This is a genomic window from Streptomyces sp. NPDC053427 (assembly GCF_044544985.1).
Classification (GTDB): Bacteria; Actinomycetota; Actinomycetes; order Streptomycetales; family Streptomycetaceae; genus Streptomyces.
In genome coordinates this window covers 276166-295770 of sequence record NZ_JBITYA010000010.1, presented here as the reverse complement: position 1 = coordinate 295770, position 19605 = coordinate 276166, and the positions used below count along the sequence as shown (strand labels likewise).

Below are 19605 nucleotides of genomic sequence, written 5' to 3'. Positions count from 1 at the left end.
CAACTGCCCCTACGCACGGGTAAATAGGCGTCCGGAAATCCACGATCGAATTTGCGAACCGCCGATCTCTTGTTACGGTTCTAAAAGCCCGGTCGCTGGTGCATCCCCCGTCGCCAGCGACCGGGCGCTTCCATGTCCGGACCCGGACGGCGCTCAGCTCTTCCGCCGCGGGCCCGAAGCCTCGCCCTCCGGGGCCGAGTTGGCGCCCGAGCGCAGCAGCAGCCGCTCCCCGGCCGCATCCGAGACCTCCGCCACCGCGTCGTACCGCAGCCGTCCCCGGTGCCGGGTCGCCCCGATCGGCGTCTCGCACACCCCCGGCACGCCCGCCGCCGGCACCTCGCAGTGCACCTGGACGCTCCGGCCGTCCGGCCGCAGCAGCGTCAGCACGGCCCGCAGCGGGTCGCCGGTGGCATTGCGGTAGTACGTCCGCGCCCAGGTCAGCCCCTTCTCGGCGAGCACGCAGGTCTGCGCCTCGATACCCCGGGGAGAGCCGAGTTCGGGCCCGCAGCGGACGGTGCGGTCGCCGCCGGAGAGGAGCGGCAGGCCGAGACCGGCCAGAGGGCCGCGGAAAGCACGACCGCTACGACCATTTTCGGCCTTGTCGGCGGGTTTTTCGGCCTTGTTGTCCCTCGCGCCATCGGGCCTGCTTCCGGGCCGATTCTCCCGCTTGCTCCCGTGCGTGTTCTCCGGCGCGCTCCCGGCCGCGGCCGCGAGCCGGGCGCCGGACCCGGTGAGCGCGTCATCGACCCATGTGGCGGTGTCCGCCGGACCGGCCGTCGCGGCGGCCAGCGGTACGACGACGGCCAGCACCGCCGTACCCGCGAGAGAGAGCAGGCGGATTTTCGGCGCACGCTGCATGGGACCTACCTGCAAGGCGATTGGGGTGCCGAGGCGATCGACGGCCGCGACGGCTGGACGGTGCGCCGAACCTATCGGGCCACGGGGGTGCCCCCGGGCGCCCGGACACCCGTTTCCCGTAGTCGGCCGCACCGCTCGCACCCGTACGGGTGAATCGCGCGGGCGTTCTTTCCGGCCACCTGCCGGAGGGCCCGCGGCCGCCTAATAGGCGAGCCGACTGCCGCCGTCCGGAGTGCTGGTGCTCGCCGCCACCAGGGCGTCCACGACCGTGGTCACGGTCGGCAGCCAAAGCCCGGCCGGGCCGGCGGCCGGCGGCCGCTCCCAGCGCACCTTGCCGGCGCCGATCCCCGACGGCGGGAGCACCACATAGCCGCCCTCGCCATGGAACCGCAGCGAGCTGGGAACCCAGTCCTGGGAGTGCAGCAGCTCGCCCAACTCCGCGAGGTCATAGGGCGATACGAGCAGCGACCAGCGGGTGGGCGTGGCCACCACCGGGCCGATGCGTACGCCGAAGTGGTCCAGGGCCGCCAGCGCCCGCGCACCGGCGACGGCCGGCAGGCTCACCGCACACGGCGCACGGCCGCCGGTGGCCAGCACGACCGGGGCATCGGGGCGGTTGCCCCACCACCAGCGCACCATCCGCTCATCGGTCGTGGCCGCCAGCAGCCCAGGGTCGAAGGGGTGCGCGCCGGGCACCACACAGTCGGGATCGGGACAGCTGCACCTGCGGGCGCCCCGGCCACCGGACCGCAGGCCGACACCCGGGAGTACGGGCCACCGCCACTCGGTGGCGCACTGGAGCGCCGCACCGAGCGCAGCCGACCTCCCACCGCGCCGAAACAGGAGCTTGCGTCGCCTTCCGAGGATCTCGCGCATGAGCGCTCGTTCCTTTCCGTTAACGCCGAGGGCTATGTCCATCGCACTGCATGCCGCGGCACACCTGCTGCTTCACGCATCTTCACGTGCTGCTTCACGCATGCCGCTGTGTGGCGTTCAAACGGCCGGAACCGATCCGTACGACCCGGTTCCGCTACCCGGTCTCGGGGCCCCGGGGCCGATCACGCCACGTGGATCATTTGTCACCGCGTGTACAAGGCAGCGCATCACGCCGTACGTCGAGCGTGGAACGTGGCGGAGGGTGGCGCACGCATGGCGCTTGCGGTTCTGTGGTGCAATCCCGCCACTTGGGAGTGCGTCGCGGTCGTCGTCGTATGAGACGCCCGCGCTCGCTGGAGGGTTCCGGCGCGGGCTCAACTGGCCCCGCACCTTTCCGAGTACGTACCCGCCATCGTGCATATGACGCGCTGTCGATGGCCGTCAGTCGACCTCAAATTGACGCCAGGGGGGCTATTTTTAGGCCAATCTACAGACCTCGTTGACACCACAAACCCCACCGGGACAATGCTGGACATCACATCGCTGGTGCGTGTACATGTGGAGGCATTGATAGCGGAGCAGCATGACATGGGGGTTTGCGATGCTATTGAGGAAATTGAGCGGCCAAACATACCGCACAGCATCACTCAACAAAATGCCGCACTCCCTAACAAACTGCGGCCTGACCTGGTGTTATAACAAGCCAGATCTGAGTCGTCGGCCATGACCGTCCCTCACGTACCGAAAGTGGCTGGAATCGAACCAGCTCTTCCCGCCCCCGCGCACACTGCCGATCCGCTCACGCCCAAGGCCGCCGCGGACACCGCCTCCGACTCCCCCGAAACCCCCGATTCCCCTCAGAACGCCCTTCCCGACGGCCACCGTTCCGGCTCTCCGGACGCCTCCCCCGTCGACCGCATCGCCGCCGTACAGGACCGGCTCGCCGGCTGGATCTCGGACCTCAGCACGCTGCACGACCTCACCGAACAGCTCGCGCGCACCCGGACGTTGAACGAGGCCCTGCACGAACTCCTGCGGGCCGGCGCCTCTCTCGTCGGCGCGCGCCGCGGCCTGGTCGTGCTGGCACCGGCGGACGGGCTCGGCCCGGAGACCACCATCGGCCTCGGCCTCGGCCACGCCGACATCGGACACATCGAGACCATCCCCCGCCGCGCCCTGTCGTACGCGCGGATACTGGACGGCCTTCCGGAACCGGGCGCCGCCGACGACTCCCGTGCGGAGAAGGACGGGGACCCCCGTACGGAGATCTCCGAGCCCGACATCCCCGGTGAAAAGGATCTCGACCCCCGCCTGCGCGAGGTCGCCGCCCGGCTCGGCTACGCCGCCAGCTACGCCGTCCCGCTCATCGCCGACCCCATCGGCAGAACCGGCGCCGCGGTCTGGCTCTACGACGAACCCGCCGTCCCCACCGACCGCCAGCGCCACCTCATCGGCCTCTACCGCGCCCACGCCGCCGAACATCTCGCCCGGCTCCTCGAACTCCACCGCAGCAAACAGGACACCGCCACCCTCCGCGAGGAGCTGCTGCCCAGCCGGCTGCCAAGGGTCCCCGGCGTACGGCTCGCGGTGCGGCACGGCACCGGTCCGCGCGGCGGCGGCGACTGGTACGACGCGCTGCCGCTGCCCGACGGCGCGCTGGGCCTGGCCGTCGGCTCGGTCACCGGCTCCGGGCCGAGCGCGGTGGCGGCCATGGGGCGGCTGCGCGCCTCGCTCCGCGCCTACGCGGTCATGGAAGGCGAGGACCCGGTCGCGGTCCTCTCCGACCTCGAGCTGCTGCTGCGGCTGACCGAGCCCGCGCGCAGCGCCACCGCGCTGTTCGCCTTCACCGAGCCGCCGCCCGGCGCACCGGGCGGACCTCCCGCGCCCCCGATGCCGGCCGGTCTCGACGATCCGTTCCCCCGCAAACTGCTGCTCGCCGGGGCCGGCCACTGCCCGCCGCTGCTGCTCGGCGACCTGCGGACCGAATTCGTGGAGACCACGCTGTCCGCGCCGCTGGGCATGCTCGCCTGCTGGGAAGCGCCGAGCGTGGAGATCGAGCTGGCGCCCGGCGAGACCCTGCTCCTCTACAGCGACGGGCTGCTGCACCGCACCGGCGAGGCCATGGACCGGGCGTTCGCCCGGCTGCACGCCGCCGCATCGAGCGTCCCGAGGGCGAGCCGTCATGATCCGGAGGCGGTCGTCGATCACATCGTGCGCGCGATGCTGCCGCAGGGCAGGCTCGACGATCCGGCATCGGAGGAGGACGTGGTGCTGATGGCGGCGCGCTTCGAGGAGTAGTCCGGCCCGGGTCCGTCCTCCGTACGCCCCGTCTCCGCGGGGGTCTGCCCTCCGTACGCCCCGGTGTGCCGGAGAGGTCACATCCTCCGCCCTCTGGACCGTTTCCCGTTCGCACATACGATGGATGGCGGTTCACTCTTAAAAGGAGGCATTGTGACCGACGAGCTCACGCCGGAGACCCCGGACGAGGACGAGCAGCCGATCAAGCAGCGCAAGAACGGCCTTTACCCGGGCGTATCGGACGAGCTCGCCGAGAACATGAAGAGCGGCTGGGCCGACACCGAGCTGCGCGATCTCCAGCCGATCGAGCAGGCCCCGAACGCCGCCCGCCGCCGCGCCGCACTGTCCGCGCGCTTCCCCGGCGAGCGGCTGGTGATCCCGGCGGGCAACCTCAAGACCCGCTCCAACGACACCGAGTACACCTTCCGCGCCGCCACGGAGTACGTCTACCTCACCGGCGACCAGACCGACGGCAGCGTGCTGGTCCTGGAGCCCAAGGGCGACTCCCACGAGGCGACGCTCCACCGCCTGCCCCGCTCCAACCGCGAGAACGGCGAGTTCTGGCTCAACGGCATGGGCGAGCTGTGGGTCGGCCGCCGCCACAGCCTGTCCGAGGCCGAGGCGCTGCTCGGCGTCCCCTGCAAGGACGTACGCGACCTCACCGGCACGCTGGCCGAGGCCACCGGGCCGGTCCGGGTGGTCCGCGGTCACGACGCCGCCATAGAGGCCGCGCTGAACGACAAGGTCACCGCCGAGCGCGACGAAGAGCTGCGGGTGTATCTGTCCGAGGCCCGGGTGATCAAGGACGAGTTCGAGATCGGCGAGCTGCAGAAGGCCGTCGACTCGACGGTGCGCGGCTTCGAGGACGTCGTGAAGGTCCTCGACAAGGCCGAAGCCACCAGCGAGCGCTACATCGAGGGCACGTTCTTCCTGCGCGCCCGCGTCGAGGGCTACGACATCGGCTACGGCTCCATCTGCGCCGCGGGCCCGAACGCCACCACCCTGCACTGGGTCCGCAACAACGGCCGGGTCCGCTCCGGCGACCTGCTCCTGCTGGACGCCGGCGTGGAGACCCACACCCTCTACACCGCCGACGTCACCCGCACCCTGCCGATCAACGGCCGCTACACCGACCTCCAGCGCAAGATCTACGACGCGGTGTACGAGGCCCAGGAGGCGGGCATCGCGGCGGTCAAGCCGGGCGCGGCCTTCCGCGACTTCCATGACGCGTCGCAGCGGGTGCTCACCGAGAAGCTGGTCGAGTGGGGCCTGATCGAGGGCCCGGTCGAGCGCGTGCTGGAACTGGGTCTGCAGCGCCGCTGGACGCTGCACGGCACCGGCCACATGCTCGGCCTCGACGTGCACGACTGCGCCGCGGCCCGCACCGAGGCGTACGTCAACGGCACGCTGGAGCCGGGCGTGGTGCTCACCGTCGAGCCCGGGCTGTACTTCCAGGCGGACGACCTGACGGTGCCCGAGGAGTACCGCGGCATCGGCGTCCGGATCGAGGACGACATCCTGGTGACGGAGGACGGCAACCGGAACCTGTCCGCCGGGCTGCCGCGGCGGTCGGACGAGGTCGAGGCATGGATGGCGGGGCTGCTGGCCAAGTAACCGCCGTGTGGCGCTGACGGCCGGTGGGCCCCGAGGGCGGGGTCACCGGCCGTCTCGCGTCTCACGTCTCGCGGGCCTCGGGAGGCTCAGGGGCCCCGGAGGTGTCCGTGGTGGCCGGGGCGTCCGGGGCGGCCGCCTTCGTGTACGCGCCCGCGCGGGCCGCCGCCCAGACCGCGGTGGCGGCGGACTCGCCCAGGGCCATGTCCACGGGGCGCCGGGCTATCAGGATCCGGTAGTAGAAGGGCGCGCCGAGGCCCGTCATCACCATCTCCGGGTCCGTATCGGCGGGCAGTTCACCGCGCTCGATGGCCCGGTCGACCATCCGGCCGGCCAGCGGCAGCCGCTCCGCGAAGAAATTCCGCAGCACCGTGGCGGCCTCCGCGTCGCGCGCCGCGGCCGAGACCACCGCCTCTATGAGGCTGCGCATCCGTTCGTCCGCGTAGAACGCCGCTATCGTGCGGGCCAGCACCCGCAGGTCCCCCTCCAGCGTCCCGGTGTCGGGCAGCGGCACTTCGGCGCTCAGCCCCGTCAGAAGATCGCAGACCAGCCCCTCTACGCAGCGCCAGCGACGGTAGAGCGTCGCAAGGTGAATTCCCGAGGCCTGCGCGATCTTCTCCATGCTCAGCGCGGCGAAGCCGCCCTGGCCCAACTCCTCGAAGACGGCAGCCAGTACGGCCTGCCGGGTGCGCGCAGTACGCCCTCCGGGACGGGACTCGCCCGAGGCCTGGTGCGCAGTGGTCACGGCGCCTCCGTATTGCAGTGCGGGTTCACGCCAAGTATTGTCCAAACCAGATTAACGCGAGCAACTTCGCGTTAATCGTGGTGCACGCCGGTCTCGCAGGGTCAGGGGACGCCGCGGGGGAGGTCCTCACGCTGCGAGACGGCGATGCACAGCGCCCCGTTAGGGCGATTTCCGGCCAGCTAGCCAACTGCCGATGTTCGCCCCGGTTTGACCACGGGGTGTTTGCCCGAACGGACTCCGGTCCCGGCGCTCCACCGACGTCGCTGATCGCCACGTCCGGCAGCCGTCCCCCCTCGCGCCGCAAAGCCGCCCGTAAGCCAGTAACCCCAGCCATCCGGTAACTCCGCACGCCCCGCCCGCCGTTGAGCGCCGGCGGCTCTCCGTCGTTCTGATCGTCACCGTTCTCGCCGCGCCGGCCGCGGCGCTGCTCTCTCCGTCCGCCGCCCTCGGGGCGAGCCGATTGACAAGCCCCTCGGCAGGCCGGCCCGAGGGGGTTGGGGACGGGCGGACGTGACGACCCGCGAGCGCTGTGGGCGGCGGCCCTCACGACGCCATCGGCAGCGCCGCGCCCTCCCGCCACTTGAGGATCTTGTCGAAGCTGACCACGGCGCCGCGTCTGCCGGTGCGGTTGCGGTAGCGGACGTGGTCGGTGAGGGCCTCGATCAGAAAGAGCCCCCGGCCGTCCTCGGCGTCCGCGGGGGCCTGCGCGGGGGCGGGTACGGCGGGCTCAGGAGTGCCGTCCGCCGGGGTGTGGGGCGGGGCGGGGAGGGGCGAGCGGCGGAAGCCGGGGCCGGAGTCGGTGACCTCGATGCGGCAGGTGTCGCCGTCGATGAAGGCCGTGACGCGGTAGTCCCCGGTGGCGGCGTCCCCACCGTGTTCGACGGCGTTGGCGCAGGCTTCGGAGAGGGCGACCGACAGGTCGTAGCAGATATCCGGATCGACGCCGGCTGTCTCCATCGTGCCCAGCAGCAGACGGCGGGCGAGCGGCACGCTCGCAGCCTCGCGTCGCAGTTGGAGGGACCACCAGATGCTCATGCTCCAGCCTCCTGGCCACCGCTAGACATACCGTTACCTATTGCCGCACCGCATGGTCCGTAAGCCTGTCCCGGACGTGACGCCGCTCATTCGGCGGAGGCGGGCAACGAGCGCATGGGCGGAGGTGTACCGACCCCCGCGCGCTCCCGCGCGCCCCGCCGGGCGCCGTTGCCGCCCCCGGGCGCAGCACTGAGCGGCGCCCTGCCGTAGGCGGCCGGTAAAGGCAGTGGGATGATGTCGCCGCCATGTCTGCCCCGCCCGCCCCCACAGCGCGCGCAGCCGCCGATCTGCGGCTGCTGAGGGCCGCGGTCTTCACCGCGGTCTGTGTCGCGCTGTCCGCGGCCGGGCACATGATGGCGTCGTTCGCCGCCGTTCCGCTGTGGACGCTGGGCGTCGCCTGCGCCGCCGTGTTCGCCGTCGCGGCTCCTCTGGCCGGGCGGGAACGCTCGCTGCCGGGGATCGCGACCGGGCTGGCCGTGGGCCAGCTCGCGCTGCACGCACTGTTCGCGACGGGACAGCACCCGATGGCGAGGCCCGCGGCGGCAGGCGGCTCGGGTGGTCTGCGGGGGCTGTCGGACCAGGCCGCGGTCGCCGTCGCGCAGCACGTCAGCTGCGGGCTGGGCAGCGGCCGCCCGGCCGTCGCCGCGGCGCGGCGGATTCTGGGATCCGGTGGCTTCGACACGGCCGTGGCGGGTGGGGTCGTCGCGCCCGCCGGTTCCGGTGGCGGAGCGGTCGGTATGGCCGATTCCGCCGGTGCCGCGGGGCACCTGGCGGCCGATGGTGCCGCCGCCGGCCCGCTGATGTCGCACTGCCTGCTGCCCTCGCTGCCCATGCTGTTGGGGCATCTGCTCGCGGCGCTCGCCGCCGGGTGGCTGCTGCGGCGTGGCGAGGCGGCGCTGTGGCGGCTGGTGCGGTTGTCGACCCCGGCGGCGCGTGAGGTCGCGGCGCAGGCGCTGGTCGGCGCCCTGCGCTCGGCGCTCACCCTCGTGCACGCCCTGCTCTCGGGGCTCGGCGCGGCGCACGACGAGACGCCGCGCGCCCTCGTTTCGTACGGGGATGACAAACCCGGCCCGCGGGACCCCGCGCTCCACCACAGTGTCGTCAGGCGGGGGCCGCCTGCCCTGGCCTCCCTGGCCCTCGCGGCCTGACGTACGCGAAGCACGCTCCCACAGGGGGTACTTCCCCTGCCCTCGAGGCAGTGGGGAGAGTACGGGCTCTCGCGCCGTCGCCGCGTGCGCGCCGGACAGCCGGCACCCGTGTACCCGTTCACCGCACCTGACCGTGCGTTCTCCTTCCTGTGGAGTGTTTCTGTTATGTCGAAGATGTCGCGCCCCGCCTCCGCCCCGGCCCCCCGTCCCGCCCGCCGGCTCGCCCGCCGGCTGCCGCTCGTGGGCGGCATCGCCGCGGGCAGCGTGCTGCTGCTCGCCGGTCCGGCCTTCGCGCACGTCAGCGTGCAGCCCGGCACTGCCGAGAAGGGCGGCTACGCGACCGTCAACTTCAAGGTCCCCAATGAGCGCGACAACGCCTCGACGGTGAAGCTCGAGGTCACCCTGCCCACCGACCACCCGCTGGCGTCCGTGATGCCCGAGCCGGTGCCCGGCTGGAAGGTCGAGGTCGAGAAGGCCAAGCTCGCCAAGCCGCTCGAGATGCACGGCGAGAAGATCACCGAGGCGCCCTCGAAGATCATCTGGACCGCGGACGGCAAGGGCGTCGAGCCCGGCCGGTTCCAGCAGTTCCCGCTCTCCGTCGGGCAGCTTCCCGAGGACGCCGACCAGCTCGTCTTCAAGGCCCTGCAGACGTACGACAACAAGGAGGTCGTGCGCTGGATCGAGCCCACGAAGGAGGGCGCCCCGGAGCCGGAGAACCCGGCGCCGGTGCTCAAGCTCACCGCGGCGACCGAGGACGGCCACGGCGGCGGCGCGGACGCCAAGGACGACGCCAAGCACGGCAGGACCACGGCCGCGGGCCAGGAGAACGCCGCCAGCGACACCACGGCGCGCATCCTGGCCGTCGTCGGCATCGTCGTCGGCATCGCGGGGATCGGCTTCGGCCTCTTCGCCGGCCGCCGCCGCAACGCCTGATCTCCGACCGGGCCGGCGCGCGACCCGCGCCGGCCCCGGCCCCAACCATGTACAGAAGGACCCATGCGTAGAAGGACCCTGCTCGCGTCCGCCCTCGCGGCGGCCGCGGCCCTCTCCCTGACCGCCTGCAACGACGACGACGGCAAGCCCGCCGCCGATGTCTCCGGCTCCACCTCCAAGCCGATCGTCACGCTCGACACCCCGATGGAGAAGCCGGACCTCGTCCTGACCGACACCGCGGGCAAGAAGTACGACCTGCTGGAGAAGACCAAGGGCCATCCGACCCTGGTCTATTTCGGCTACACCAACTGCCCGGACGTGTGCCCGCTGACGATGGCCAACCTGGCCGTCGCGGTGAAGCAGCTGCCGAAGGCCGAGCAGAACGACCTGCGGGTCGTGTTCGTGACCTCCGACCCGGAGCGCGACACCCCGGCCGCCCTCAAGAAGTGGCTCGGCGGCATCAACAAGAACTTCATCGGCCTGACCGGGAAGTTCGACACCATCCAGGCCGGCGCGCGCAGCGTGAACATCGGCATCGAGAAGCCGGTCAAGAAGAAGAACGGCGATGTCGTCTCCACGCACGGCGCGCAGGTGCTGCTGAGCTCGCCCAAGGACGACAAGGTCCACTGGATGGGCATGCAGGAGGCGACCTCCGACAACTACACCAAGGCACTTCCGAAGATCATCAAGGGGCAGAACCCGTGAACCGCCGCACCACCCGCCTCCGCATACCCCTCGCCGCCACCCTCGCCCTCACCGCCGGCCTCGCGCTGGCGGGCTGCGGCCCCGAGGACGGCGGCGCACAGCTCGAGGTCGCCGGCGCGTACATGCCCCGGCCGGTCACCCAGGACATGGCCGGTGCGTTCTTCGTCGTCAAGAACACCGGCGGTACCGCGGACAAGCTGACCTCGGTCACCAGCGACCTGTCCAAGGACATCTCCATCCACCGGACGGTCGGCAACAAGATGGAGCAGGTCAAGTCCCTGGACGTGCCCGCGAACGGTGAGCTCAGGCTCGGCCGCGGCGGCAACCACCTGATGTTCATGGGCCTGAAGAACAAGCCCGTCGAGGGCGACAAGGTCACCATCGAGCTGCACTTCGCCACCTCCGACCCGATCAAGGTGGACGTCCCGGTCAAGGCCACCGACTACGTACCGAAGAAGTAGCGGACGACAAAGAAGCAAGGAAGCAAGACAGCCCCGGTCCCACCGGAATCAAGGAAGCAGGGGAGCGATCACCATGGCTGTGGCCATCACCGGCTCCAGGCCGCGACCCGGCGCCGCGCTGCGCCTGCTGGTCGTCGTGGCGGCGCTGTTCGGCGCGCTGCTCGGCGGCGCCGCGCCGGCCTCGGCGCATGCCGCGCTGACCGGCAGCGACCCCGCGCAGGGGGCGGTGGTGGACCGGGCGCCCGAACAGGTCTCGCTCACCTTCTCCGAGGGCGTGGCGATGGGCGACGACTCCATCCGGGTCCTCGACCCGAAGGGCAAGCGGGTGGACCGCGGCAAGCTGCGCAATCTGTGCAGGGGCAGCGTCGTCCGCTACGGGGCGGGGCTGCCGCCGGGGCTCACCGACGGTACGTACACCGTCGCCTGGCAGGCGGTCTCCGCCGACAGCCACCCGGTCTCCGGCGCCTTCACCTTCTCCGTCGGCGCGCCCTCCAAGACCACCGCCGCGCTCCCTGAGCAGGAGGTCGGCGGCGGCCTGGTGGGCGCGCTCTACGGCATCGCCCGCTATCTGGCCTACGCCGGCTTCGTGCTGCTGGCCGGCGGCGGGGCCTTCGTCGTCGCCTGCCGCCCGGCCGCCGCGCTCGTACGGTCCGTGCAGCGGCTGATCGTCCACGGCTGGGCCGTGCTGACCGGCACCACCCTCGCGATGCTGCTGCTGCGCACCCCGTACACCGGTTCCGGCGAGCTCGCCGACGTCTTCGATCTCGGCGGGCTCCAGCAGGTCCTGCTGACCAAGCCGGGCGCGGCGCTGGTCTCCCGGCTGCTGTTGCTGGCGGCCGCGGCGCTGTTCATCGCGGTGCTGTTCGGGGCGTACGCGCGCACCCAGGAGGCGGAGGACGGCGCGGACCCCGCCGACGACGCCAAGCGGCGCAGGGACCTCACGTTCGGGCTCGGCATCGGCGGGGTGATCGTCGCGGCCGGGCTGGCCGCCACCTGGGCGACGGCCGAGCACGCCTCGACCGGGCTGCAGACCGCCGTCGCGATGCCGGTCGATGTGCTGCATCTGCTCGCCGTCGCCGCCTGGCTCGGCGGACTGGCGGCCCTGGTCGTGTCCCTTTATTGGGGCCCCGCCGTCGAGCGGTCCGCGGTGCACCGCTTCTCGCGGATCGCGTTCGGCTCCGTGCTGGTCCTGGTGGCGACCGGTATCTACCAGTCCTGGCGGCAGGTCGGCACCTGGCGGGCGCTGACCGACACCTCGTACGGGCGGCTGCTGCTGCTCAAGGCGGGACTGGTGGTGGTGCTCGTCGGGATCGCGTGGGTGTCGCGGCGGTGGACGGGGCGGCTGGGGGAGGTCGCCGACGCGCCGGAACCGGAAGCGGGCCCCGAGCCGGAACCCGTGGCCGGGCCGGAAGCCCTGACCGGGCCGGAGCCCGACGGCGGCCCCGACGCCGACCCCGCGCGCGTCGCCCAACTGGCCCGCCAGCAGGTCGCGTTGCGCACCGCCCGCACCAAACGCATCCGGGACGCCGACCCGGAGCGGCTCGGGCTGCGCCGGTCCGTGCTGGCCGAGGCGTCGGTGGCCGTCGTGCTGCTCGCGGTGACGACCGTGCTGACCGCCACCGAACCGGCCCGTACGGCGGAGGCGGTCAAGGCCGGTGACGCCGCCGGGCGGTCCGCCGCGGCCAACCGGCCGCAGGTGCTGACCCTCCCCTTCGACACCGGTGGCCCGCACGGCAAGGGCACCGCCCGGCTCGACCTCGACCCGGGACGCAGCGGCAGCGGCAACGCGCTGCGGCTGCGCATCTCGGACCCGTCGGGCAGGACCAGGGACGTCCCCGAGGTGAAGGTGTCCTTCACCCTGAAGGCCAAGAAGCTGGGGCCGCTCGCGGTCGTCCCGAAGCACGTCGGCAGGGGCCACTGGAGCGCGGACGGCGTCCAGCTGCCGGTCCCCGGGCGGTGGCAGCTCTCGCTGCTCGTACGGACCTCCGACATCGACCAGGTGACCGTGATCAGGAACGTGAAGATCGGCTGATGAGCAAGCAGACCTCGGGCAAGCAGTCCCCCAAGGGCGCCAGGGTCCCCCGGGCCACCCGGAACCCTGAGGCCGCCGGAACGGCCTCAGGGAAGGCCCCCGCCGAACCCGCAGCCACCGCCGGCCCCGCCGCCCCCACCGTCGAGCTCTCCCGGCGCCGCCTCCTCGGCACCGTCGGGGCGGCGGGCGCGGCCGGGCTCGTCGTCGGCGGGGCGGGCGGCGCCCTCGCGGCCTCCGCCACCGGGGACGACGCCCCGGACGCGCTCACCACCATCGGCTCGACCGAGGTCGCCTTCCGCCCGGCGCGGGCCGGGCACCAGGCGGGGATCACCACCCCGCTCCAGGCCAACGGGCATCTCGTCGCCTTCGACCTGGCACCGGGCGGCGGCCGCAAGGAGGCCGCCGCGCTGCTGCGCCGCTGGTCGCGGACGGCCGAGCAGCTGATGGCCGGGCGGGCGCCGGACGCCGACACCGGGGTGGCCCTGGACGCGGGCCCGTCCTCGCTGACCGTCACCTTCGGCTTCGGCCACAGCTTCTTCGGCCGTACGGGCCTGACGAAGCGGCGCCCCGCACAGCTCGACCCGCTGCCCGACTTCTCCGCCGACGCCCTGGACCCCCGGCGCAGCAACGGCGATCTGTGGATCCAGATCGGCGCCGACGACGCACTGGTCGCCTTCCATGCGCTGCGGGCGCTGCAGAAGGAGGCCGGCGACGCCGCCCGGCTGCGCTGGCAGATGAACGGCTTCAACCGCACCCCGGGCGCCACCGCGCACCCGATGACCGCCCGCAATCTCATGGGGCAGGTCGACGGCACCAACAACCCCAAACCCTCCGACGAGGACTTCGACGAGCGGATCTTCGTGGGGCGGGACGCCGACCAGGAGTGGATGCGCGGCGGGTCGTACGCCGTCGTCCGGCGGATCCGGATGCTGCTGGACGCGTGGGAGAAGCGGTCGCTGCACGAACAGGAGAAGGTCATAGGGCGGCGCAAGGCCAACGGGGCGCCGCTGACCGGCGGTTCGGAGACCACGCCGATGCGGCTGGATGCGAACGGCGCCGACGGACTGCCGGTCATCCCCGCCAACGCGCACGCCCGGGTCGCGGCCCCGGAGTCCAACCAGGGCGCGGCGATGCTGCGCCGCCCGTTCTCCTTCCACGACGGGTTCCGCGACGACGGGGCCCCGGACGCGGGGCTGCTCTTCGTCTGCTGGCAGGCCGATCCGCTGCGCGCCTTCACCCAGATCCAGCGCAAGCTGGACCGCGGGGACGCGCTGTCGGCGTTCCTGCGGCACGAGGCCAGTGGGCTGTACGCGGTGCCGCCCGCGGCGACGGAGGCCGGGGACTACGTGGGCCGGCCGCTGCTGGAGGGCTGAGCGGGGGCCCGCCCGCCCTGTGGAACGGCCCTCCGGCACCCGTGCGGGCTCGGTATCGTGGCAGAACAGGGAGAGATCGGCGGGGCGCCCCCGCACCTTCGCGAGGAGTCCTTTGCATGTCGGCCAGCCGCTATACGTACCTCGGGCCCGCGGGCACGTTCACCGAGGCCGCTTTGCGCACTCTCCCGGAAGCGGCGACCCGCGAGCTGGTGCCGATGGTGTCGGTGCCGGCCGCCCTGGACGCGGTGCGCGCCGGTGAGGCGGCCGCCGCCCTGGTGCCGATCGAGAACTCCGTCGAGGGCGGGGTGACCACCACCCTCGACGAGCTGGCCGCCGGCGAACCGCTGATGATCTACCGCGAGGTGCTGCTGCCGATCGCCTTCGCGCTGCTCGTGCGCCCCGGCACGGCGCTGAGCGATGTGAAGACGGTCACCGGGCACCCGGTCGCCCAGCCGCAGGTGCGCAAGTGGCTGGCGGCCCAACTCCCCGAATCCGTCTGGGAGTCGGCGGCCTCCAACGCCGATGGCGCGCGGCTGGTGCAGGAGGGGCGGTACGACGGCGCCTTCGCGGGCGAGTTCGCGGCGGCGACGTACGGCCTGGAGCCGCTGGTCACCGACATCCACGACGCGCAGAACGCCGCCACCCGCTTCGTGCTGGTCGGCCGCCCGGCCCGGCCGGCCGCGCCGACCGGGGCGGACAAGACCTCGGTGGTGCTGTGGCTGGCCGAGGACCACCCCGGTGCGCTGCTGGAGCTGCTCCAGGAGTACGCGGTCCGCGGCGTCAACATGATGCGGATCGAGTCCCGGCCGACCGGCGAGGGCATCGGCCGCTACTGCTTCTCGGTCGACTGCGAGGGGCACGTCACCGACCGCCGGGTCAGCGAGGTCCTGATGGGACTCAAGCGGGTCTGCCGCGATGTGCGGTTCCTCGGCTCGTATCCGCGGGCGGACGAGGTGACGGCGACCGTGCGGCCGACGATGACGGATTCGGCGTTCACCGAGGCGTCGGACTGGCTGGCGCGCTGCCTCGACGGGCGCGGCTGACACGCGCATTCCCCGGCGTCACCGGCACCATTCCACCGGGCGCCGCACTGTCCACAAAGTTATCCACAGGCCCGGTTCTCGACCTGTGGGTAAGTCGACATGAGGCGCATGCCGATTCGGGCAGAGTCGACAAATCCCTCTACCGATCCCACGTCGTTCCACAGCACTCCACATCGCTTCACGACACCCCAACTCGGGCCGCGTCAGCACAATTCGCGCGATCAATCCTTTAGAGCGAGGCAATCCCACACGAAAGAGCGTGGGAAGGGGGTTTGGACGAAGAATCCATAGCCGAACATTCCGGAAACGGAATGATCACTTCCGACTTCCACAGATCTCACACACAGCCTGTGGATAAAGGCCTTCAAGCCCCCAACCCCTGTGGACAAACGCGATGACAAAGAATTGCGGGACACCTTCGGGGCGCCCCGCGGCGCACATTCCGGCACGGAATAAACAACCCCAAACCGGACAAATTGCAACGCGGGGCAATATCACGTCGAACGGCCGGGCACGGCCCCGGTAGCCTGGTGGGGTGATTGACCTTCGCCTGCTCCGTGAGGACCCCGACCGTGTGCGCGCCTCCCAGCGCGCCCGTGGAGAGGACGTCGCACTCGTCGACGCGCTTCTCTCCGCCGACGAGCGGCGCAGGTCGTCCGGCGTCCGCTTCGACGAGCTGCGCGCCGAACAGAAGGCGCTCGGCAAGCTCATCCCCAAGGCCTCCGGCGACGAGAAGGCCGTGCTGCTGAAGAAGGCCGGCGAACTGTCCGCCGCCGTCAAGGCCGCCGACGCCGCGCAGGACGAGGCCAAGGAAGAGACCCAGCAGCTGCTGCTCAAGCTCGGCAACCTCGTCCACCCGGACGTGCCCGTGGGCGGCGAGGAGGACTTCACGGTCCTCGAGACGCACGGCACCATCCGCGACTTCGCCGCCGAGGGCTTCGAGCCCAAGGACCACCTGGAGATCGGCGAGCTGCTCGGCGCGATCGACGTCGAGCGCGGCGCCAAGGTGTCCGGCTCGCGCTTCTACTACCTGACGGGCATCGGCGCCCTGCTGGAGCTCGCCCTCGTCAACGCCGCCATCGCCCAGGCCACCGCGGCCGGCTTCACGCCGATGCTGACCCCCGCCCTGGTCCGCCCGCGCGCCATGGAGGGCACGGGCTTCCTCGGCCAGGCCGCCGAGAACGTCTACCACCTGGAGAAGGACGACTTCTACCTGGTCGGCACCTCCGAGGTCCCGCTCGCCGCGTACCACATGGACGAGATCGTGGACGCGGCCAAGCTCCCGCTGCGCTACGCCGGTTTCTCGCCGTGCTTCCGCCGCGAGGCCGGCACGTACGGCAAGGACACCCGCGGCATCTTCCGGGTCCACCAGTTCGACAAGGTGGAGATGTTCACCTACGTCGCCCCGGAGGACGCGCAGGCCGAGCACCAGCGCCTGCTGGAGTGGGAGAAGCAGTGGCTCAACGCACTGGAGCTGCCGTTCCAGGTGATCGACGTCGCCACCGGTGACCTCGGCGCCTCCGCCTCCCGCAAGTTCGACTGCGAGGCGTGGATCCCGACCCAGGGCAAGTACCGCGAGCTGACCTCCGCCTCCAACTGCGACGAGTTCCAGGCGCGGCGGCTGTCGATCCGGATGCGCGACACCTCCGAGGGCAAGCCGAAGGTCCAGCCGCTGGCGACGCTGAACGGCACGCTGTGCGCCGTACCGCGCACCATCGTGGCGATCTTCGAGAACCACCAGCAGCCGGACGGTTCGGTACGGGTCCCCGAAGTGCTCCGTCCCTACCTGGGCGGCCGCGAGCTCCTCGAGCCCGTCGACCGGTGAGCGCACAGCCCCTGCCCTACAAGCTCATCGCGACGGATCTCGACGGGACGCTGCTGCGCCACGACGAGACCGTCTCCGAGCGCACCCGTGCGGCGCTCACCGCGGCCACCGCGGCGGGCGCGGCGCACATCGTCGTCACCGGCCGGTCCGTGCCCTGGACCCGGCACATCCTCGACGCCCTGGACTACCGGGGCCTGGCGGTGTGCGGGCAGGGCGCGCAGGTCTACCACGCCGGCGAGCACCGGCTGCTGACGTCCGTCACGCTCGACCGCCAGCTGGCCGGCCTCGCGCTGTCCAAGATCGAGGCGGAGACCGGCCCGCTGTATCTGGCGGCGAGCCGGGACGGCCTGGAGGGCGAGGTGCTGGTCGGCCCCGGCTACCGCGTCCAGGAAGGCCCGCTGCCGAACGTCATGATCGACGACCCGGCCGAGCTGTGGAGCGCCCCGCTCAACAAGGTCTACCTCCAGCACCCGACCCTCGACGACGACTCCCTGGCGCGGAGCGCACGCGAGGTCGCCGGGGATCTGGTGGGCGTGGTGGTGGCCGGACACGGCATAGTCGAACTGCTGCCGCTGGGCCTGACGAAGGCCACCGGCCTGTCGCTGGCCGCCCGCCGCCTGGGCGTCAAGGCCGCCGACACGATCGCCTTCGGCGATATGCCCAACGACCTCGCGATGTTCGCCTGGGCCGCGCGCGGCGTGGCGATGGGCAACGCCCATGACGAGCTGAAGGCCGTCGCGGACGAGATCACCGCCTCCAACGAGGACGACGGCATCGCGGTCGTCCTGGAGCGGCTCTACCTGTCCTGAGGGGCGCCCCGGGAGCTGTCCCGAGGGCCGCTCCGGCCGGGTGGTGGCCCGGCCCCGTCGCCCTCGCCGGGCCCGGCCTCGTCCGACTCGTACGGCAGCGCCCTCCCGGCCGGCGTCAGCGGCCAGGCCACCAGCCCCAGGACGAGGGAGATGGCGTGCCCGAAGTCGGTGAACGTCGCCCCGGTCAGCAGCGGGACGCCGAAGAACAGCAGCACGCCGAGGAGCCATCCGTAGCACCAGGGCGGCAGCAGACGGTACGTCAGCACACCGGCGGCGGCCGCCAGCCCGTAGGAGACCCCGATGTCCACGACATGGGTCATCGAGCGCGGCAGCCGGTGGCCCTCGATGGCCAGCAGGACGAGTTCCTGGCTGGCGAGCGTGGCGGCGCAGTGCGCCGCGCCGACGATCAGCAGCCAGCGCCAGGTGCCCAGCCAGCGCTCGACGTTGGCGTGCAGCAGCTCGAACATCACCACGTACAGCAGGAACGACTCCGGGCGCTCGATCCAGAAGCCGCTGATCAGGAGCGAGGGGAGCGGATGCTCGTTCAGCTCGTGGATGTTGCTGCTGGTGCGGTGGAGCAGGAACTGCCCCAGACCCTCGGAGGCGGAGGCGACGACGAGGCTGGTGATGCCGATGATCAGCAGCCAGATGTGGGTGCCGGGGGCGCTCCGCACCCAGGCCCGCGCCCAGGCCGCCGACCGGCCCAGGGCGTTGGCGGGCCACCGCAGCAGCCTTCCGGGGAGCACGGGTTTCATCGGCGGCGCCCCGCCGCCCGCCCGGTGGCCCTGACCGGTCCGGCGCCTTTGACGTGGCGGATGTGCGGCGCGCTCTCCATCGTCCGTACGCCGGGCAGCGCCGCGACCCGCGTCGTCAGATAGCTGTAGAGCGCGCCGACGTCCTTGCACAGCACGGAGGCGAAGAGATTGTTCGGCCCCGTGGTGGCACAGGCGAAAGCGACCTCCGGGTGGGCGGCCAGCGCCCGGCCGGTGGCGGCCAGCGCGGCCGGTTCGACCGACAGCCACAGGGCGACCATCACGCCGTACCCGAAGAGCCGCAGGTCGTAGTCGACGTCGGAGTAGAGGACGCCGTCGGCGCGCAGTTCGGCGAGGCGGCGGCGGACGGTGGTGGGCGACCAACCGGTGGCGGCGGCCAGTTCGGCCAGCGGGGTACGGCCGTCGCGGCCGAGGGCGTCGAAGAGGCGGCGGTCGGCGTCGGTGAGCGCGACCGGGGCGGCGGCCGGGTCCGGTGGCGGCGGACTCAGCCGGGCGATCTGTTCGTCGCTCAGCGCGCCCGACTTGCTGACCAGGCCCTGCGGGCCGCCGAAGAACTCGTGCAGCATGCAGTGTGCGGTGACGCCGACGACGCTGGGCGTACGGGGCAGTTTCTGCAGCAGCAGGGCATCGCTGTGCGCGCTGCTCGCCGCGCGGCAGACCGCGCCGATCTCCGTCCCCCCGGACATCAGGTTCACCCAGGCGGTGTCCGGCCGGCGGGCCAGCGCCTCGGCCACGGACACCGCGGCATCCGGGGTGCACTGCACCCGCACCAGCCACTCGGTCTCGCCCAGCGCCCGTGCATCGGCCAGCCCCAGCACCCGTAGCGCCCCGCTGCCCCGGTGCCGGGTGTAGCGGCGGGCGACGGTCTGGTCGGAGACGCCGAGTACATCGGCGACGCGGCTGAAGGGCGCCCGGCCGTCGAGCTGGAGGGCGTGGATGAGCTGCCGGTCGAGGACGTCGAACCCGGGGGCGGGGGCGGCGGCGTCGGATTTCACCGTTCGAGGCTAACGCGCGTCGGATTGCGCCGCCGGGAATCCGGTGGCTGCGACAACGGGTGCCGGGCAACGGACCGTGGGCCGA

Annotated in this window: 17 protein-coding genes; 11 read left to right on the top strand and 6 right to left on the bottom strand. The window is 72.1% G+C overall.

The genetic code is table 11. The annotated features are described in order from the left end of the window. Positions 1-153 precede the first annotated feature (153 nt). A complete protein-coding gene (locus ACIGWZ_RS27770) occupies positions 154-858 on the bottom strand; it encodes a hypothetical protein (RefSeq protein ID WP_400069234.1) in 705 nt (234 codons plus the stop codon). Between the two features lie 201 nt (positions 859-1059). Beyond that, the gene (locus ACIGWZ_RS27765) at positions 1060-1734 is read right to left on the bottom strand and encodes a bifunctional DNA primase/polymerase (RefSeq protein ID WP_400069232.1); all 675 of its coding nucleotides are present in this window, start codon (positions 1732-1734) and stop codon (positions 1060-1062) included. A 723-nt stretch (positions 1735-2457) separates the two neighbouring features. Here ACIGWZ_RS27765 and ACIGWZ_RS27760 point away from each other — a divergent pair. Then, on the top strand, positions 2458-4032 hold the full coding sequence (locus tag ACIGWZ_RS27760) for a PP2C family protein-serine/threonine phosphatase (protein WP_400069231.1): 1575 nt from the start codon (positions 2458-2460) through the stop codon (positions 4030-4032). 153 nt (positions 4033-4185) lie between these two features. Then, entirely contained in the window at positions 4186-5646 is a 1461-nt protein-coding gene (locus tag ACIGWZ_RS27755; RefSeq protein WP_400069229.1) for an aminopeptidase P family protein, read from the top strand. A 61-nt stretch (positions 5647-5707) separates the two neighbouring features. Here the strand turns inward: ACIGWZ_RS27755 and ACIGWZ_RS27750 are convergent, their stop codons facing one another. Together ACIGWZ_RS27750 and ACIGWZ_RS27745 are read right to left on the bottom strand one after the other, a co-directional pair. Next, positions 5708-6388, bottom strand: coding sequence for a TetR-like C-terminal domain-containing protein (locus ACIGWZ_RS27750; protein WP_400069227.1), 681 nt, complete (start codon positions 6386-6388; stop codon positions 5708-5710). A 543-nt stretch (positions 6389-6931) separates the two neighbouring features. Beyond that, positions 6932-7423, bottom strand: a complete 492-nt coding sequence (locus tag ACIGWZ_RS27745; protein ID WP_400069225.1) for an ATP-binding protein — start codon at positions 7421-7423, stop codon at positions 6932-6934. Positions 7424-7668: 245 nt separating this feature from the next. Here ACIGWZ_RS27745 and ACIGWZ_RS27740 point away from each other — a divergent pair, with 245 nt between their 5' ends. The 9 genes from ACIGWZ_RS27740 (at position 7669) to ACIGWZ_RS27700 (ending at position 17752) form a co-directional block, all read left to right on the top strand. Continuing rightward, on the top strand, positions 7669-8571 hold the full coding sequence (locus tag ACIGWZ_RS27740) for a hypothetical protein (protein WP_400069223.1): 903 nt from the start codon (positions 7669-7671) through the stop codon (positions 8569-8571). A 174-nt stretch (positions 8572-8745) separates the two neighbouring features. Further along, entirely contained in the window at positions 8746-9504 is a 759-nt protein-coding gene (locus ACIGWZ_RS27735; protein WP_400069473.1) for a YcnI family protein, read from the top strand. A 63-nt stretch (positions 9505-9567) separates the two neighbouring features. Further along, on the top strand, positions 9568-10209 hold the full coding sequence (locus ACIGWZ_RS27730) for an SCO family protein (protein ID WP_400069221.1): 642 nt from the start codon (positions 9568-9570) through the stop codon (positions 10207-10209). Continuing rightward, the gene (locus ACIGWZ_RS27725; protein ID WP_400069219.1) at positions 10206-10670 is read left to right on the top strand and encodes a copper chaperone PCu(A)C; all 465 of its coding nucleotides are present in this window, start codon (positions 10206-10208) and stop codon (positions 10668-10670) included. Before ACIGWZ_RS27730 ends, ACIGWZ_RS27725 begins: the two co-directional genes overlap by 4 nt. A gap of 73 nt (positions 10671-10743) precedes the next feature. Continuing rightward, entirely contained in the window at positions 10744-12702 is a 1959-nt protein-coding gene (locus ACIGWZ_RS27720; RefSeq protein WP_400069217.1) for a copper resistance CopC/CopD family protein, read from the top strand. Beyond that, on the top strand, positions 12702-14075 hold the full coding sequence (gene efeB / locus ACIGWZ_RS27715; RefSeq protein ID WP_400069215.1) for an iron uptake transporter deferrochelatase/peroxidase subunit: 1374 nt from the start codon (positions 12702-12704) through the stop codon (positions 14073-14075). Before ACIGWZ_RS27720 ends, efeB begins: the two co-directional genes overlap by 1 nt. Before the next feature lie 116 nt (positions 14076-14191). Next, positions 14192-15118, top strand: a complete 927-nt coding sequence (pheA, locus tag ACIGWZ_RS27710) for a prephenate dehydratase (RefSeq protein WP_400069213.1) — start codon at positions 14192-14194, stop codon at positions 15116-15118. 535 nt (positions 15119-15653) lie between these two features. Next, positions 15654-16943 carry a serine--tRNA ligase gene (gene serS / locus ACIGWZ_RS27705; protein WP_400069211.1) on the top strand — a complete coding sequence of 430 codons (1290 nt, stop codon included), beginning with the start codon at positions 15654-15656 and terminating at the stop codon, positions 16941-16943. Then, positions 16940-17752: an HAD family hydrolase gene (locus ACIGWZ_RS27700; protein WP_400069209.1), complete on the top strand. Its 813-nt coding sequence runs from the start codon at positions 16940-16942 to the stop codon at positions 17750-17752. Before serS ends, ACIGWZ_RS27700 begins: the two co-directional genes overlap by 4 nt. On the opposite strand, the gene ACIGWZ_RS27695 is transcribed toward ACIGWZ_RS27700, so the two are convergent. Both ACIGWZ_RS27695 and ACIGWZ_RS27690 read right to left on the bottom strand, forming a co-directional pair. After that, positions 17740-18507: a rhomboid-like protein gene (locus tag ACIGWZ_RS27695; RefSeq protein ID WP_400069207.1), complete on the bottom strand. Its 768-nt coding sequence runs from the start codon at positions 18505-18507 to the stop codon at positions 17740-17742. The genes ACIGWZ_RS27700 and ACIGWZ_RS27695 overlap by 13 nt on opposite strands. Then, positions 18504-19520 carry an Lrp/AsnC family transcriptional regulator gene (locus ACIGWZ_RS27690; RefSeq protein ID WP_400069205.1) on the bottom strand — a complete coding sequence of 339 codons (1017 nt, stop codon included), beginning with the start codon at positions 19518-19520 and terminating at the stop codon, positions 18504-18506. The genes ACIGWZ_RS27695 and ACIGWZ_RS27690 overlap by 4 nt, the downstream gene beginning before the upstream one ends. Positions 19521-19605: the final 85 nt, after the last annotated feature.

Coding starts and splice junctions, on each gene's coding strand:
- ACIGWZ_RS27740 (WP_400069223.1), top strand. CDS start 7,669: ATGTCTGCCCCGCCCGCCCCCACAGCGCGCGCAGCCGCCGATCTGCGG.
- ACIGWZ_RS27720 (WP_400069217.1), top strand. CDS start 10,744: ATGGCTGTGGCCATCACCGGCTCCAGGCCGCGACCCGGCGCCGCGCTG.
- ACIGWZ_RS27735 (WP_400069473.1), top strand. CDS start 8,746: ATGTCGCGCCCCGCCTCCGCCCCGGCCCCCCGTCCCGCCCGCCGGCTC.
- pheA (WP_400069213.1), top strand. CDS start 14,192: ATGTCGGCCAGCCGCTATACGTACCTCGGGCCCGCGGGCACGTTCACC.
- efeB (WP_400069215.1), top strand. CDS start 12,702: ATGAGCAAGCAGACCTCGGGCAAGCAGTCCCCCAAGGGCGCCAGGGTC.
- ACIGWZ_RS27760 (WP_400069231.1), top strand. CDS start 2,458: ATGACCGTCCCTCACGTACCGAAAGTGGCTGGAATCGAACCAGCTCTT.
- ACIGWZ_RS27695 (WP_400069207.1), bottom strand. CDS start 18,507: ATGAAACCCGTGCTCCCCGGAAGGCTGCTGCGGTGGCCCGCCAACGCC.
- ACIGWZ_RS27765 (WP_400069232.1), bottom strand. CDS start 1,734: ATGCGCGAGATCCTCGGAAGGCGACGCAAGCTCCTGTTTCGGCGCGGT.
- ACIGWZ_RS27730 (WP_400069221.1), top strand. CDS start 9,568: ATGCGTAGAAGGACCCTGCTCGCGTCCGCCCTCGCGGCGGCCGCGGCC.
- ACIGWZ_RS27770 (WP_400069234.1), bottom strand. CDS start 858: ATGCAGCGTGCGCCGAAAATCCGCCTGCTCTCTCTCGCGGGTACGGCG.
- ACIGWZ_RS27745 (WP_400069225.1), bottom strand. CDS start 7,423: ATGAGCATCTGGTGGTCCCTCCAACTGCGACGCGAGGCTGCGAGCGTG.